The sequence below is a fragment of the Bacillus sp. WMMC1349 genome (assembly GCF_013155385.1).
GTDB lineage: Bacteria > Bacillota > Bacilli > Bacillales > Bacillaceae > Bacillus.
Genome location: NZ_JABJUQ010000007.1, coordinates 2,505,626 through 2,520,776, shown reverse-complemented (window position 1 = coordinate 2,520,776; position 15,151 = coordinate 2,505,626). Strand labels below are relative to the sequence as shown.

General features: G+C 39.9%; 13 protein-coding genes and 1 other annotated feature. Of the genes, 11 read left to right on the top strand and 2 right to left on the bottom strand.

Annotated elements, in window-relative coordinates; all coding sequences use genetic code 11:
* Positions 1 to 85 precede the first annotated feature (85 nt).
* Positions 86 to 571 (bottom strand): hypothetical protein, encoded by a 486-nt coding sequence (locus HOO54_RS15255; protein ID WP_172296739.1) that lies wholly within the window; start codon positions 569 to 571, stop codon positions 86 to 88.
* A gap of 185 nt (positions 572 to 756) precedes the next feature.
* Between HOO54_RS15255 and hemA the strand changes: the two genes are divergently transcribed.
* From hemA to ysxE, 8 genes are all read left to right on the top strand, one after another.
* Positions 757 to 2,097, top strand: coding sequence for a glutamyl-tRNA reductase (hemA, locus tag HOO54_RS15250; protein WP_172296737.1), 1,341 nt, complete (start codon positions 757 to 759; stop codon positions 2,095 to 2,097).
* A gap of 5 nt (positions 2,098 to 2,102) precedes the next feature.
* A complete protein-coding gene (locus HOO54_RS15245; RefSeq protein WP_172296735.1) occupies positions 2,103 to 2,933 on the top strand; it encodes a cytochrome c biogenesis protein in 831 nt (276 codons plus the stop codon).
* A 37-nt stretch (positions 2,934 to 2,970) separates the two neighbouring features.
* Positions 2,971 to 3,909: a hydroxymethylbilane synthase gene (gene hemC, locus HOO54_RS15240; RefSeq protein WP_172296733.1), complete on the top strand. Its 939-nt coding sequence runs from the start codon at positions 2,971 to 2,973 to the stop codon at positions 3,907 to 3,909.
* Complete coding sequence (locus tag HOO54_RS15235) at positions 3,902 to 4,690, top strand: uroporphyrinogen-III synthase (protein ID WP_172296731.1); 789 nt, start codon at positions 3,902 to 3,904, stop codon at positions 4,688 to 4,690. The genes hemC and HOO54_RS15235 overlap by 8 nt, the downstream gene beginning before the upstream one ends.
* A gap of 3 nt (positions 4,691 to 4,693) precedes the next feature.
* On the top strand, positions 4,694 to 5,668 hold the full coding sequence (hemB, locus tag HOO54_RS15230; protein WP_172296729.1) for a porphobilinogen synthase: 975 nt from the start codon (positions 4,694 to 4,696) through the stop codon (positions 5,666 to 5,668).
* 24 nt (positions 5,669 to 5,692) lie between these two features.
* Positions 5,693 to 6,988: a glutamate-1-semialdehyde 2,1-aminomutase gene (gene hemL / locus HOO54_RS15225; protein WP_172296727.1), complete on the top strand. Its 1,296-nt coding sequence runs from the start codon at positions 5,693 to 5,695 to the stop codon at positions 6,986 to 6,988.
* A gap of 129 nt (positions 6,989 to 7,117) precedes the next feature.
* Positions 7,118 to 8,509 carry a LysM peptidoglycan-binding domain-containing protein gene (locus tag HOO54_RS15220; protein ID WP_172296725.1) on the top strand — a complete coding sequence of 464 codons (1,392 nt, stop codon included), beginning with the start codon at positions 7,118 to 7,120 and terminating at the stop codon, positions 8,507 to 8,509.
* Between the two features lie 27 nt (positions 8,510 to 8,536).
* Positions 8,537 to 9,559 (top strand): spore coat protein YsxE, encoded by a 1,023-nt coding sequence (gene ysxE, locus HOO54_RS15215; RefSeq protein WP_172299611.1) that lies wholly within the window; start codon positions 8,537 to 8,539, stop codon positions 9,557 to 9,559.
* A 12-nt stretch (positions 9,560 to 9,571) separates the two neighbouring features.
* Here ysxE and HOO54_RS15210 read toward each other — a convergent pair whose 3' ends face one another.
* Positions 9,572 to 9,766 carry a hypothetical protein gene (locus tag HOO54_RS15210; protein WP_172296723.1) on the bottom strand — a complete coding sequence of 65 codons (195 nt, stop codon included), beginning with the start codon at positions 9,764 to 9,766 and terminating at the stop codon, positions 9,572 to 9,574.
* A gap of 174 nt (positions 9,767 to 9,940) precedes the next feature.
* Positions 9,941 to 10,170, top strand: a binding site (T-box leader).
* Positions 10,171 to 10,228: 58 nt separating this feature from the next.
* Here HOO54_RS15210 and HOO54_RS15205 point away from each other — a divergent pair.
* From HOO54_RS15205 to HOO54_RS15195, 3 genes are all read left to right on the top strand, one after another.
* A complete protein-coding gene (locus tag HOO54_RS15205) occupies positions 10,229 to 12,871 on the top strand; it encodes a valine--tRNA ligase (protein ID WP_172296721.1) in 2,643 nt (880 codons plus the stop codon).
* Positions 12,872 to 12,938: 67 nt separating this feature from the next.
* Positions 12,939 to 14,234, top strand: coding sequence for a bifunctional folylpolyglutamate synthase/dihydrofolate synthase (locus HOO54_RS15200; protein WP_172296719.1), 1,296 nt, complete (start codon positions 12,939 to 12,941; stop codon positions 14,232 to 14,234).
* 111 nt (positions 14,235 to 14,345) lie between these two features.
* Positions 14,346 to 15,089 (top strand): prepilin peptidase, encoded by a 744-nt coding sequence (locus HOO54_RS15195; protein WP_253907689.1) that lies wholly within the window; start codon positions 14,346 to 14,348, stop codon positions 15,087 to 15,089.
* Positions 15,090 to 15,151 lie beyond the last annotated feature (62 nt).

The following is a 15,151-nucleotide window of genomic DNA, read 5'->3' as shown; positions in this document are numbered from 1 at the left end:
TCGCCTGGCTCACTGTTTCCGCAGGAGTCTCACAATTCCCCCTGATTTATGTTGAAAAAGGACTTTTTAGACAGCTCCCAAGTCATTATTTTCTTTTTATCAATAATAAGAACAAACTGACAGCGGCTAACACAAAAGGCCAATAAGTTCCAATATAGACGGTCTCTGGTTTCATTGTTTGAAGCCAGCCGGTAATCTGCCGGTAGAAATAAAGATATAAAGCAATCGCTATAAGCAAAAGGCTTTCCAATTGATATTGCTTTTCACGAAAAGACTTGAATAAAAGAGTAACCCCAAAAATCAGCACAATCGCCGTAAAATCATCAATATGTATAAATAATTGCTTTTTCAAGATGAAATAAACCCCAATTGCACTCATAAGTGAACCAGCATAAAAATGTGTGGAATCCGCTTCTTTTTTTCCTTGATATAAAAAAGCCAGTCCGATTAAGGCGACAAGGACAAACCACTCTTTTTGCCCTGTAAACAGGCTGGCTTGTTCAGATCGTAAAAATGCGTAAATCGATATGGCTAGTAACAAGCATGGAAGTAAAATAGAACTTTTTTTCAAAGGATCACCTTCTTGATGTTGTTTGAACATAAAAACTAATTTCTACTATACCACATGACTTTTTTTAAATCTCTTTACAAAATGTGAAGAGAAAAAAGTGAATATATGTTATAATCGTTTTGAAAATCAATTCTATCTTATAATTATTTTAATTTGGATGGGTGTTGGGGGTGTAGGCAGACATTATGCATATACTTGTCGTGGGATTGGATTATAAATCAACCCCTGTTGACATACGTGAAAAATTGACTTTTCAGGCATGTGATCTGGGGCAAGCCATGTCACAATTAAAAAAAGAAAAAAGCGTACTTGAGAATATTATTGTGTCGACATGTAATCGAACTGAGCTGTATGCAGTTGTAGATCAGCTTCACACCGGACGCTATTATATGAAAATGTTTTTGGCGAACTGGTTCGGCATGAAAAAAGAAGATGTTTCACCTTATTTAAAATTTTATGAAAATGATCAAGCTGTTGAACATCTTTTTCGTGTATCATGCGGTTTGGATTCAATGATTATTGGTGAAACCCAAATCTTGGGTCAAGTTCGTACAAGTTTTCAGCTTGCTCAAGAAGAGAAGACAATTGGCACCGTTTTCAATTATTTATTTAAACAAGCGGTTACCGTGGCAAAGCGTTGTCACGCTGAAACAGATATTGCTTCCAATGCAGTTTCTGTCAGTTATGCTGCCGTTGAACTTGCCAAAAAGATCTTTGGTGATCTTTCCAGCAAGCATGTCCTGATTCTTGGGGCTGGGAAAATGGGTGAGCTTGCTGTCCAAAATCTTCATGGTCAAGGAATCGGACAGGTTACGGTTATCAATCGGACATTTTCAAAGGCAAAAGAACTTGCCAACCGGTTTTCAGGTGAGGCGAAAAGTTTAAATGAATTACAGTGTGCCTTAATGGAGGCTGATATTCTTATTAGCTCGACTGGCGCCAACGGCTATATTGTGACGAGAGATATGATCGAACACGTCAATAAACTCCGTAAAGGCTCTCCTCTATTTATGGTCGATATTGCTGTACCACGTAACCTTGATCCGGCTCTTAATGATGTAGAAGGTGTGTTTTTGTATGACATCGATGACCTTGAAGGTATTGTGGAAGAGAACTTAAAAGAGCGTCAGGCTGTTGCTGAAGAGGTAGAACTAATCATTGAATCAGAAATTGTCGCTTTTAAGGAATGGTTAAACACGCTTGGAGTTGTTCCAGTCATATCCGCATTGCGTGAAAAAGCTTTGTCCATTCAGTCTGAAACAATGCGAAGTATTGAACGGAAGCTACCTCATTTAAGTGTAAGAGAAAAAAAGCTATTAAATAAGCATACAAAAAGCATTATTAACCAGCTTTTGCGCGATCCGATTTTAAAAGTGAAAGAATTGGCTTCAGAAGAGGATGCAGAGGAGAAACTCAGCTTGTTCATGCAAATTTTCAATCTTGATCTTGAAGAAGCAGACGAAGAATACCAGCCAGTTCAAATGCTTAACAAGCAGCAAAGTTTGACTTCTATCGCGAGCGAGTGACAGCTATGACAGACACATTGTTAGCACGGCTTAATGAAGGTATGATTTTGTTATATGCGGCAAGCGTTCTCTTTTATTTTATAGACTTTCTTCAGAACAACCGGAAGGCAGGCAAAATGGCCTTCTGGTTGCTTTCTATTGTTTGGATTTTACAGACGGCATATTTAGTTTATTTTATGTGGTATACAGAAGCGTTTCCTGTTTTGAATAATGTGCAAGGTCTCTATTTTTATGCTTGGGTGCTTGTGACATTATCACTTGTTTTAACAAAGTTATTAAAAGTCGATTTTTTGATTTTCTTTACAAATGTAATCGGATTTTCTATTGTGGCGATCCATACGTTTACCCAGACATTTCAACAGTCTGCAGAACTGTCAGGGAAGCTGGTATCAGAGCTTTTAATTATTCACATTACAATGGCGATTCTTTCCTATGGAGCCTTTTCTTTGTCATTTGTTTTTTCTGTGCTCTATCTTTTTCAGTACCATTTATTGAAGAAGAAAAAATGGGGTAAATGGCTTTTGCGAATTGAAGATCTATCAAAGCTTGATTACTTGGCCTATATCCATAATATTATCGGTGTACCAATGTTGCTCTTGAGCTTAATATTGGGGATTATTTGGTCATATGCTTCACTTGAAACGTTGTACTGGACAGACCCGAAAGTGTTGGGTTCAATTGTGCTCCTCTGTTTATATGGATATTATTTATTTATAAGAATTGTCAGAGAACAAAAAGGGAGGATTGCGGCTTTATTGAATACCGCATCTTTTCTGGTCCTCTTAATCAATTTCTTTTTGCTCGGGAGTTTTTCACGATTTCATTGGTTTAGTTAAATGGTTTTTCGAGCGGAAGAAGGGGGGAATTTAACGGATGAGAAAGATCAAAGTAGGCTCACGAAAAAGTAAACTGGCGATGACTCAGACAAAATGGGTCATCAAAAAGCTGAAGGAATTAAATCCAGCTCTAACATTTGAAATTAGGGAAATTGTGACAAAAGGTGATCGGATTGTTGATGTCACATTATCAAAGGTTGGCGGGAAAGGGCTTTTCGTCAAAGAGATTGAGCAGGCTATGCTCTCAGAAGAAATTGATATAGCTGTTCACAGTATGAAAGACATGCCTTCAGTTCTCCCAGAAGGTCTGATGATTGGATGTGTTCCAAAACGGGAAGATGTTCGTGATGTGTTGATCTCTAAGAAGCAACAAACTCTTGCAGAACTTCGACAAGGAGCAATTGTTGGCACAAGCAGTCTTCGCAGAAGCGCACAACTTTTACAAATTCGTCCTGATCTTGAGATAAAATGGATTAGGGGAAATATCGACACAAGGCTGAAAAAGCTTGAAACTGAAAACTATGATGCGATCATTTTAGCTGCCGCAGGTTTGAAGAGAATGGGTTGGAACGATGATGTAGTGACAGAATATTTGCATCCTGGGCATTGTCTGCCTGCCGTTGGACAGGGGGCATTGGCGATAGAATGCCGATCTGCAGACAAAGAACTGTTGTCTTTACTATCAATGTTGAATGATCATTATACCGAAAAAACGGTTATGGCAGAACGTGCTTTTCTTCAAAAGATGGAAGGTGGCTGTCAAGTTCCGATTGCAGGGTTTGCGACGATGAGCCAAGAAAGTCTGATTGAATTAACAGGTCTTGTCGCTTCACCTGACGGGAAAACGGTATACAGAGAAAAAGTGAGAGGTTTAGATCCAGCGGCTGTCGGGATTGAATGCGCGGAAAGCATGTCGAAAAAAGGAGCGAAAACTTTAATCGATCGTGTCAAGCAGGAGCTAAACAGCAATGAATGATCATCTGCCTTTACAAGGGAAGAAGGTGCTGGTTACCCGCCATAAAGCACAAGCCAGGTCTTTTGGAAAAAAGATAGAAGCATTGGGGGGGAGAGCGATATTAACCTCTTTAATTTCGTTTCGCCCCGCCATGTCTTCGAGAAAAGCAAGTTTCTTCCAAGCGGATCTTGAACAGACGGATTGGCTTGTTTTTACGAGTGTCAACGGTGCAAAATTCTTTTTTTCTTATTTGGAGAGGTATGGGATTAGCTTTTCAGCTCAACATAGAACAAAGGTTGCTGCTGTCGGTGAAAAAACTGCTCGCTATATACGAGACAGACATATAGCAGTTGATCTTGTGCCAGATCTCTATGTAGCTGAACAATTGGCAGAGGCATTAAAAGAAAAGGTTGGCCAGAATGATAAAGTGATGGTGATTAAGGGGAATTTAGGACGAAATGTCATTAAAGATACCCTTGCTCCTCTTGGTATTGATATTTCAGAATCAATTTTATATCAGACTGTTCCAGACAGTGATGGGATTCTAAAATTGAAAGAAACGGCCAAATCTGAATCATTTGATTTTGTGACGTTTACAAGTTCTTCAACTGTACATACATTCATGGACATCATGAGAGAAGACAGCAAAAAATGGCTGAAACATCAAACAGCTTTTATCAGCATCGGACCTTTGACTAAACAGGCACTGGATCAATATGGAATTCCTTCATTTATGCCAAGTGTTTATACAATCGATGGAATGCTTGATAAAATGTGCAGCATTTCAAAAAAAGGAGAATGACAAATGGAAACAACTTTTCACAGACATCGTCGGTTGCGCTCTTCAGCAAGTATGCGGCGAATGGTAAGAGAAACTGAATTGAGTGTATCCGATTTTATTTATCCGGTTTTTGTCACGGAGGGAGACCAAATAAAAAGTGAAGTTCCTTCTATGCCAGGTGTGTACCAGCTTTCGTTAGACATGCTTAAAAAAGAAATCGAGGAGGTTATCCGTCTAGGTATTGAAGCGGTTATTGTTTTCGGGATTCCCGAACATAAGGACCATGTCGGCAGTGAGGCATACCATGATCATGGAATTGTACAAAAAGCGATTTCAAAAATAAAAAAAGATTTTCCTGACCTGATTGTGATCGCTGACACATGTCTTTGTGAATATACAGACCACGGTCACTGCGGTATTGTAGAAAACGGCGACATTCTAAATGACGAGTCACTCGAGCTTTTAGCAAAAACGGCTGTCAGTCAAGTTCGTGCAGGTGCAGATATCATTGCTCCATCCAACATGATGGACGGGTTTGTCGCTGCTATAAGAGAAGCTCTAGATCAAGAAGGATTTACAAATATTCCTATCATGTCATACGCAGTTAAATATGCGAGTGCATTTTATGGTCCGTTTAGGGATGCTGCTGGAAGCAGTCCGCAGTTTGGAGATCGAAAGACATACCAAATGGATTATGCAAATCGATTGGAAGCCAAAAGAGAAGCAAAATCAGATATTGAAGAAGGTGCGGATTTTCTCATTGTCAAACCGACACTGTCCTACCTTGACATCGTTCGCGAAGTGAAAAATGACTGTCTGCTGCCTGTTGTCGGTTACAATGTAAGCGGAGAATATTCCATGGTTAAAGCAGCTGCTCAAAACGGCTGGATCGATGAAAAAGCACTTGTCATCGAAATGCTGACAAGTATGAAACGAGCAGGATGTGATTTAATCATTACATACTTTGCAAAAGATGCGGCAAAATGGATGGCGGAATAAGGGAAATGATTGGAGGTTTTTGAGTTGCGAAGCTATGAAAAATCTAAAGCGGCTTTTGCAAAAGCAAAACAGGTGATGCCGGGTGGAGTGAACAGTCCGGTTCGCGCGTTTAAATCAGTCAATATGGACCCGATTTTTATGGAACGGGGCATAGGGTCTAAAATTTATGATATTGATGGAAATGAATACATTGATTATGTCTTATCATGGGGACCGCTGATTTTGGGACATTGCAATGAAAACGTGATAAGCGCTGTTCAGAAAACTGCTCAATTTGGAACAAGTTTCGGTACACCGACAGAGATTGAAACCAAGCTGGCTGAGCTCGTCATTGAAAGGGTACCATCTATTGAAATCGTCCGAATGGTCAGTTCTGGTACAGAAGCAACGATGAGTGCATTAAGGCTTGCTAGAGGCTATACGGGCCGTAATAAAATTGTTAAGTTTGAAGGCTGTTATCATGGACATGGGGACTCACTGCTGATCAAAGCAGGTTCTGGAGTCGCAACGCTTGGCTTGCCTGATAGCCCTGGGGTTCCTGAGAGTGTTGCTAAAAATACAATTACCGTTCCATACAATGATCTGGAAAGTATAAAACTTGTCTTTGAAGAATTTGGAGAGGATATTGCTGGTATTATTGTTGAACCGGTCGCTGGGAATATGGGAGTTGTTCCGCCTGTTAAAGGCTTCCTGGAAGGGCTTCGCGAGCTTACGGAGTCATATGGGTCGCTTTTGATTTTTGATGAGGTCATGACTGGTTTTCGGGTAGATTATCGTTGTGCTCAAAGCTATTTTGGTGTGACACCTGATTTGACATGCCTTGGCAAAGTGATCGGAGGCGGACTCCCTGTAGGTGCTTACGGAGGAAAAGCCGAAATCATGGCAAAGGTTGCACCGAGCGGCTCGATTTATCAGGCGGGCACACTATCAGGTAATCCACTTGCAATGACGGCAGGACTTGAAACATTGAAACAGCTGACACCAGATACTTACCGCGAATTTTCTCGAAAAGCAGACCGATTAGAAACAGGTATTTCTGAAGCGGCTCGGAAAAATAGAATTCCTTATACGTTCAATCGCGCCGGTTCAATGCTCGGTTTCTTTTTTACAAATGAACCTGTTATCAATTATGATACGGCCAAACAATCAGATCTGAACTTGTTTGCCAACTATTATAAAGGAATGGCTGATGAAGGTGTATTTCTTCCGCCGTCCCAGTATGAAGGGCTGTTTTTATCAACCGCTCATACAGATGAAGATATTGAACATACAATTACAGCTGTTGAACGAGTATTTTCTAAAATTAGTCGTTCAGAGTAACTCAATAAGAGCTGCCGGGGTACCGGCGGCTTTTTGTATAGAAATTTTTCTGTTCATATTCTCCCGCTTTTTTTCATACATCTTTACTGACATCTAATTTTAAAAATTAGGTGAAGGGAGGATATTAATTTGTCGCAAAACAATCGATTGCAATTTTCTGTAGAAGAGTCCATTTGTTTTCAAAAAGGACAGGAAGTATTAGAATTGTTATCTATTTCGTTGGATCCTGACATTTCTGTTCAGGAAGTGAATGATTATGTATCTATCCGCGGGTCATTAGAGCTGACAGGCGAATACAACATAGATCAAACCAGGGAGTATGCTGAACTGCCTGCTACAAGCCGAGTTGTGGAAGAGGTCAGGTTAAAAGAGGAGGGGATTGCTGAACTGACACATTGTTTTCCGGTCGATATTACGATTCCAAAAAATAAAGTCAACCACTTGAATGATGTCTTTGTTTTTATCGATGCTTTTGATTACCAACTGACAGATCCGCGAATGCTGACCATTCAGGCAGATTTGGCGATTGAAGGGCTGTTGAACATGAATGGGGATACGGAAGAAGCGCAACATTCCCAGACTTCCGCAGTTGTTGAAGAAGAACTTGAACCGATTGACAGGTCTGATTCAAATGCGGAAGAGAAGTCGGAAGAATCCAGCGATTTTGCCAATCTTCATGATGAAATAACGGATGAGGAGGTTAATAAAGAAGATCAAGAAACAGTTCCCATTTATCAAGCTTTTTCAGGAGAAAAACCGTTCGTAACTCCATCATTATCTGCACAAGAAAGACTAAAAAAAGAAGAGTTGAAAGCGGATGAAAGTGAAGAATCTCCATCTTTCTCAAGAGAAAAACCGTATGTTGCACCATCGCAATCTGCACAAGAAAGGCTAAAAAAAGAAGAGTTGAAAACGGATGAAAATGAAGAATCTCCATCTTTCTCAGGAGAAAAACCGTATGTTGCACCACCGCAATCTGCACAAGAAAAACTAAAAAAAGAAGAGTTGAAAACGGATGAAAGTAAACAACTTGAACCCGTTTACCGTTCTTATTCTGAGCATGAGGAAACAAAGGAAACTGAGTTTTTTGATGTGCCTCGTCTGTTAAAAGATGAAGAAGATAAGGGTGATGAAGAGTCTTTTGACATAGAAGTCAAACAGGAAATGTGTGAAGAAGAACGAGAAGCGGAAGAAGCGGAGATGGCAATTGAAATTCCCGAATACTCGTTTTACAAACAGGAAAAAACTGAAGAGCCTAGAGATGAAGAGGAATCTGATGCTCCAGCTAAAGAGAATGACAATGCTCTCTATTTAACGAAACTGTTTACAAAACAGGGAGAGGAGGAGTTTTCACGTATGAAGATGTGCATCGTTCAGCAAAATGATACAATTGATCTTCTGTGTGAACGTTATGACATCAATGTTCAACAGCTCATACGGTTAAATTCCCTTTCGATTGATGAGGAACTAAAAGAAGGGCAAATCCTTTATATTCCCGATTATAATAGCAGCCATGCCTAAGGTAAGCATAAACTTATGGTGAGTGAAATGGAGGATATTCAGTCTATATTAAGCTGGTATGGTTTGACGGCCGAGTATATAGAAGATGTCAGTCAAAAGTTGAAGAAAGTATATACGAATCACGGTATTTTTGCCTTAAAAGCATTAGAAACTTCGAGGAATAGCCGTTTTACAGAACAAATGATTGAACTCGAGAAAAAAGGCTATAGACAGTTTGTTCCTATTTACCGGAATCGCGAAGGAGACTTTTTGACTGAAGCGAGTACTGGTTTTTTCTATTTAATGCCATGGCTCGCTCTGGAAAAAGAAGTAGAACGCGATCAAAAACATGAATACTTATTTAAAGAAATTGCTCATCTTCATCAAAAAACAGAGAAAAAGGTGGAAATTAGAAAAGAGGATATCCTTCAACATTATGAACAGACAAGGCGAAAGTGGGAAGCGGAAAAAATCAAGTATGAGGAGTTTGTCACCGCGGCAGAAAAAGAATGGTATATGTCTCCGTTTCAACTTCAAGCTGTCATGTATTATCAGGAAACAATCTCGGCTTGTGATTTTGCCCTTGATCGTCTTAAAGATTGGCAAGAAATAATCAAAGATCAAACGTCTTCAAGAATTGTTTTAAACCATGGACGATTGTCTGTTCGGCATTTTGTCTACAATGATACTGGAGTCGGGCATTTGACAAATTTTGAGAAAGCGGGTTATGCTCCTCCTCATCATGATCTGATCGTGTTTTATTCAAGACTGTTTAATATGAATCCTGTGATGTGTAGAGAATGTGTGAATTGGTTTTATACGTATCATCAAGCATATCCACTGCGGGAAGAGGAAATCAGTTTATTGTTAAGCTATCTCGCTTATCCAGAATCGATGTTTACCAGACTGAAATATTATCATGCAGACCAAAGTGTCAGAGAGAGAGAGGGATGTGTGAGATTATTAAAAGCTTATTGGAAAATGAAAAATACGGAGCCGCTTGTCACCAATATTTATGAAACAGAACAAAACCGAAAATTACAGGAAGAAACCGAGTCCCCATCACCTTGATGCGGACTTCTTTTATTCAAACCAGTCAAGATGAACGGCACATGCTATGAGAATGAGAATTCCTAGAAGGAGAACGTCAAATGTCGTCGGAAAGAAAATGGTTCGAATGCCATGAAAGATTGTAATCGGAACAACAACTTGAACAGCAACAAGCCGTACTTGTTTTAGCCAAGGTTGAAGCGAGTGTGTTGTGAACCTTTTTCGCATCTTCTGTTTCCCCCTCCTCTCCGTTTTGTTACAGTATTATATGAAAACATTAACCCCGTGTGCATGGCCTAAACCGGTATAAAGTGAGAGAAAAACGGAAAAGATGATTGACGAAAACTAAAAAAGTTTAGTAATATAAGTACAAGAAAAAGTACGTGCTAAAAAGATCAATAGATATTCGCTGTGAATGGGAAGAGTACGAAAACAAGACGCATACAGAGAGGGAATCCGTCCGCTGAAAGGTTTCTCAGTTCATCTGTTTCGGAAGGTCGCCCAGGAGCGCAATTTCTTGAACGAAAAGTAGAGAAATTCGGGAAAGCCCCGTTACCCATTTAAGTGTGTGGATGCTGTTTAGCATTCATGAAAAAAGGTGGCACCGCGAGAGAGTTCTCTTCGTCCTTTAAATAGGATAAAGAGGACTCTTTTCTATTGATCAGCCGTTTACTTGCTGGAGGTTTGAAAATGGATAAACAAGAATTGACAATGCCGACAAAATATGATCCGGCCGCAATTGAAAAAGACAGGTATGAATATTGGGTGAATGGCAAGTTTTTTGAAGCTACTAACGATCCTGAAAAAGAGCCATACTCAGTTGTCATTCCGCCACCAAATGTAACAGGAAAACTGCATTTGGGGCATGCTTGGGATACTACGTTGCAAGATATTGTGACAAGAATGAAACGAATGCAAGGGTATGATGTTCTTTGGCTTCCAGGGATGGATCATGCCGGAATTGCTACACAAGCCAAGGTTGAAGCAAAGCTTCGTGAAGACGGGAAAACCCGTTATGATCTAGGACGGGAAAAATTTCTTGAAGAAACATGGAAATGGAAAGAGGAATATGCCCAATTCATTCGCAGTCAATGGGCAAAACTCGGTCTTGGTCTTGATTATTCAAGAGAACGATTCACTCTTGATCAAGGTCTCTCAAAAGCTGTCCGCGAAGTGTTCGTCAAACTCTATGAAAAAGGGCTCATTTATCGCGGAGAATATATTATCAACTGGGATCCTGCAACGAAAACAGCCTTGTCTGACATAGAAGTCATTTACAAAGATGTTCAAGGTGCCTTTTACCATATGCGTTATCCGTTAAAAGATGGTTCAGGTTCAATTGAAATCGCGACAACACGTCCGGAAACAATGCTTGGAGATACAGCAGTTGCTGTCCATCCAGAGGATGAAAGATACAAGCATTTAATCGGAAAAACATTGATTCTGCCAATTGTCGGAAGAGACATTCCGATTGTGGCGGATGATTATGTCGATATGGAATTTGGATCAGGTGCTGTAAAAATTACACCGGCTCATGATCCAAACGACTTTGAAGTTGGAAACCGCCATAACTTAGAACGCATTCTTGTGATGAATGAAGATGGAACAATGAATGATCGTGCACTTCAGTATAAAGGAATGGATCGTTTTGAATGCCGCAAAGCGATTGTCAAAGACTTGAAAGAGCAGGGTGTGCTTTTCAAAATTGAAGAGCATATGCATTCTGTTGGTCACAGTGAGCGGAGCGGTGCTGTCGTTGAACCTTACCTTTCAACACAATGGTTTGTACAAATGCAGCCGCTTGCTGATCAAGCGATCGAACAACAACGAAAAGAAACAAAAGTCCAGTTTGTACCTGATCGCTTTGAAAAAACATATCTTCATTGGATGGAGAATATTCGTGACTGGTGCATTTCCCGTCAGCTTTGGTGGGGACATCGTATTCCAGCATGGTACCATAAAGAAACTGGAGAAGTCTATGTCGGGCTAGAAGATCCCGTAGATGCAGAAAACTGGGAACAGGACAATGATGTTCTTGACACTTGGTTCAGTTCGGCTTTATGGCCATTTTCAACAATGGGCTGGCCTGATCTGGAAGCGGAAGATTTCAAACGATATTATCCAACAAATGTTCTTGTTACAGGATATGATATCATTTTCTTCTGGGTATCAAGAATGATTTTTCAAGGAATCGAGTTTACTGGGGAACGACCGTTTAAAGACGTTTTAATTCACGGGTTAATTCGCGATGATCAAGGTCGCAAAATGAGCAAATCGCTTGGTAATGGTGTTGATCCAATGGAAGTCATCGATCAATATGGAGCTGACTCCCTGCGCTATTTCCTAGCAACTGGAAGCTCACCAGGACAGGATTTACGATTTAGTTTCGAAAAAGTAGAATCAACATGGAATTTTGCCAATAAGATTTGGAATGCATCCAGGTTTGCTTTGATGAATATGGATGGAATGACTTATGAACAACTTGACTTAACTGGTGAAAAAACAGTTGCTGATAAATGGATTTTAACAAGATTAAATGAAACAATCGAAACGGTGACACAACTTGCAGAAAAATATGAGTTTGGTGAGGTTGGTCGCCATCTATACAATTTTATTTGGGATGAATTTTGTGACTGGTATATTGAAATGGCCAAACTTCCGCTTTATGGAGATGATGAAGCCGCCAAAAAGACAACCCGTTCTGTTTTAGCATATGTCTTAGACCAAACGATGCGTCTCCTTCACCCATTTATGCCTTTCTTGACAGAAGAAATTTGGCAGCATCTTCCTCATGAAGGGGAGTCCATCACTGTTGCAACATGGCCAAAAGTTGTGAAAGAATTCACCGACAAACAAGCGGCTGCCGATATGAAACTTCTTGTTGAAGTGATTCGGTCTGTTCGCAATATTCGCAGTGAAGTGAATACACCACTAAGTAAACAGATTGAGCTCTATATTAAAACAAATACAGTCGAAATTGCTGAACGCCTTGAAGAAAACCGTTCATATGTTGAGCGCTTTACAAATCCGAGTCTGCTCCAAATTGGAACCGATCTGAAGATGATTGATAAAGCAATGACCGCCGTTGTCTCAGGTGCCGAATTGATTTTGCCGCTTGAAGGGCTCATTAACATCGATGAAGAAATCAACCGCCTTCAAAAAGAGTTTGATAAACTAACGAAGGAAGTTGAAAGGGTTCAGAAAAAATTAAACAATGAAGGCTTTATGAAAAAAGCACCTGAACATGTCATTGAAGAAGAGCGGGCGAAAGAAGCTGATTATACGGCAAAACGAGAAGCAGTAGAAAAAAGAATCACTGAATTGAAAAACTAAACACGAGGTGTTTTCCGGTCACAGTCATACTGGAAAACACCTTTATTATTGAAGGGAAGGGACAGGCTTGTTTAAAACGTTTGTTGAAGCGATCAGCTGGATTAACGGAAGGCTTAAATTCGGTGTGAAACCAGGATTAGAACGAATGGAGTGGTTGCTGAAAGCGCTTGGAGATCCGCAAAAAAAACTGAGGGCCATCCATGTAGCTGGTACGAATGGAAAAGGGTCAACAATCGCTTTTATTCGTTCGATTTTAAATGAAGCCGGTATGACAGTAGGGACGTTTACTTCACCTTACATCATTACATTCAATGAACGAATCAGTGTGGACGGCATTCCTATTTCTGATGAAGAGTGGACAGCACTTTTCAATGAAATCAAACCTTTTGTGATTGAACTTGAAAAAACTGAACTTGGTGCAGCGACTGAATTTGAAATTATTACGACTTGTGCATTTTTATATTTTGCAAAGTACCGTAAAACTGATTTTGTTCTTTTAGAAACCGGGCTTGGTGGTCGACTTGATTCTACAAATGTCGTAGAACCCATCTTAAGTATCATCACATCAATCGGCTATGATCACACCGCTATTTTAGGTGAAACAATCCAGGAGATCACCAGGGAAAAAGCAGGAATCATTAAACACGGCATTCCTGTCCTAACAGCGGTTCATCAACCTGAGGCAACTGAGATTATCAAACATACAGCCGAGGAAAATGCCGCTTTTTATATGTCCCTTCATGATTCTTGTCAACTGTATGAGGAACACTCTTTACCTAGCGGTGAACAGTTTTCCTTGAACACATTGGCACATCAATATAAAAACATAGAAACTAGCCTTATTGGCGTTCATCAACGACAAAACGCTTCCTTAGCCATTTTAGCAGCCGAATGGCTCACAGCTGAAAAACATGCTGTCATTGATCAAGAAATGCTTCGTTCTGGCATCAAAAAAGCAATATGGCCAGGCCGATTTGAAAAAATATTGGATAAGCCACTGACATATATCGATGGAGCACACAATCAGGAAGGTGTTGATCGACTCGCTGAGACAGTAGCGGCCCATTTTAAGGGACGGAACATCCATGTTTGTTTTAGTGCCTTAAAAGACAAACCATATCAAGCCATGATCCGCAGAGTTGAGACGTTTGCTTCATCTATTCATTTTACCTCATTTGACTTCCCGCGAGTTGAATCAGCTCAAAAACTGTTTGAACAGTGTCAAATAACTCATAAAACCTATAACGAAGCAATCGATTCCGTTTTCCAATTTATTGAGGAAACACGACAGGATGATGATGCAATAGTGCTTATCACTGGTTCGCTTTATTTTATTTCTGCAGTCAGATCGATGATCGTTTAATAAAAATGCGTTTTTAGCTTTAGCTGAGAACGCATTTTTATATTTTAAGAAAAGCGCTACCTTTTCGAGTTTGCTAATATAAAAGGCAAACATAAGGTGAGGCTGATGTTTATGATCTATTTATTTATTGCAGGTGCATTATTGGGTTCTTTCTTTCATATTGCTGGCCGTCGTATACCTAAAAAAATCTCTTTGTTTCCCTCCTGTTTTTCATGCCCTATCTGTCTTCAAAAACTAACTTTTCTTGAACGTATTCCCATTTTGTCATATTTGTTTTGCAGAGGAAAATGTAAACGATGTAAAAGCGCTATTTCGCTTGTTCATCCAGCTATAGAACTGGGAACCGCAATGCTTTTTGTTCAGGCATATATATGCTTTGATCAAGAGGGGGAACGATTCATAGCACTTTTGCTCATTTCGTTATTCATGATCGTGTTTGTATCTGATGTTATGTATATGGTGATTCCTAATATTGTACTTTGTTTTTTTCTGCCATTTTTCATCTTTGGACGAATATTTGTTCCGCTTGATCCTTGGCATTCCAGTTTAACAGGTGCTGTTTGTGGCTGCTTGCTACCGCTAATCACTGCTCTATTCACAAAAGGTGGTATTGGCGGCGGAGATATAAAATTGTTTACTGTCCTTGGTCTTGTTCTTGGCTATCGACTAGTGTTACTCGCTTTTTTTCTTTCCGCAACGATCGGAACGGTATTTGCCCTTATTGCGATGTTTGCAGGGCAATTAAACAGAAGAGAACCTCTACCTTTTGTGCCGGCCATTTCGATCGGATCTTTACTTAGTTATTTTTATGGTGAACATTTAATCAATTTCTATCATCAGTTTGCTTTTGGTTGAAAAAATTGACGAAACATTTTTTTTTGAGACGACAAAAGTCTTGTTCTTTTTCTAATCAGCTG

Excerpts from the sequence above, each read along its gene's own strand:
- HOO54_RS15245 (WP_172296735.1), top strand. The coding sequence starts at position 2,103 with ATGACAGACACATTGTTAGCACGGCTTAATGAAGGTATGATTTTGTTA.
- hemC (WP_172296733.1), top strand. The coding sequence starts at position 2,971 with ATGAGAAAGATCAAAGTAGGCTCACGAAAAAGTAAACTGGCGATGACT.
- hemA (WP_172296737.1), top strand. The coding sequence starts at position 757 with ATGCATATACTTGTCGTGGGATTGGATTATAAATCAACCCCTGTTGAC.
- ysxE (WP_172299611.1), top strand. The coding sequence starts at position 8,537 with ATGGAGGATATTCAGTCTATATTAAGCTGGTATGGTTTGACGGCCGAG.
- hemB (WP_172296729.1), top strand. The coding sequence starts at position 4,694 with ATGGAAACAACTTTTCACAGACATCGTCGGTTGCGCTCTTCAGCAAGT.
- HOO54_RS15235 (WP_172296731.1), top strand. The coding sequence starts at position 3,902 with ATGAATGATCATCTGCCTTTACAAGGGAAGAAGGTGCTGGTTACCCGC.
- HOO54_RS15210 (WP_172296723.1), bottom strand. The coding sequence starts at position 9,766 with ATGCGAAAAAGGTTCACAACACACTCGCTTCAACCTTGGCTAAAACAA.
- HOO54_RS15205 (WP_172296721.1), top strand. The coding sequence starts at position 10,229 with ATGGATAAACAAGAATTGACAATGCCGACAAAATATGATCCGGCCGCA.
- HOO54_RS15195 (WP_253907689.1), top strand. The coding sequence starts at position 14,346 with ATGATCTATTTATTTATTGCAGGTGCATTATTGGGTTCTTTCTTTCAT.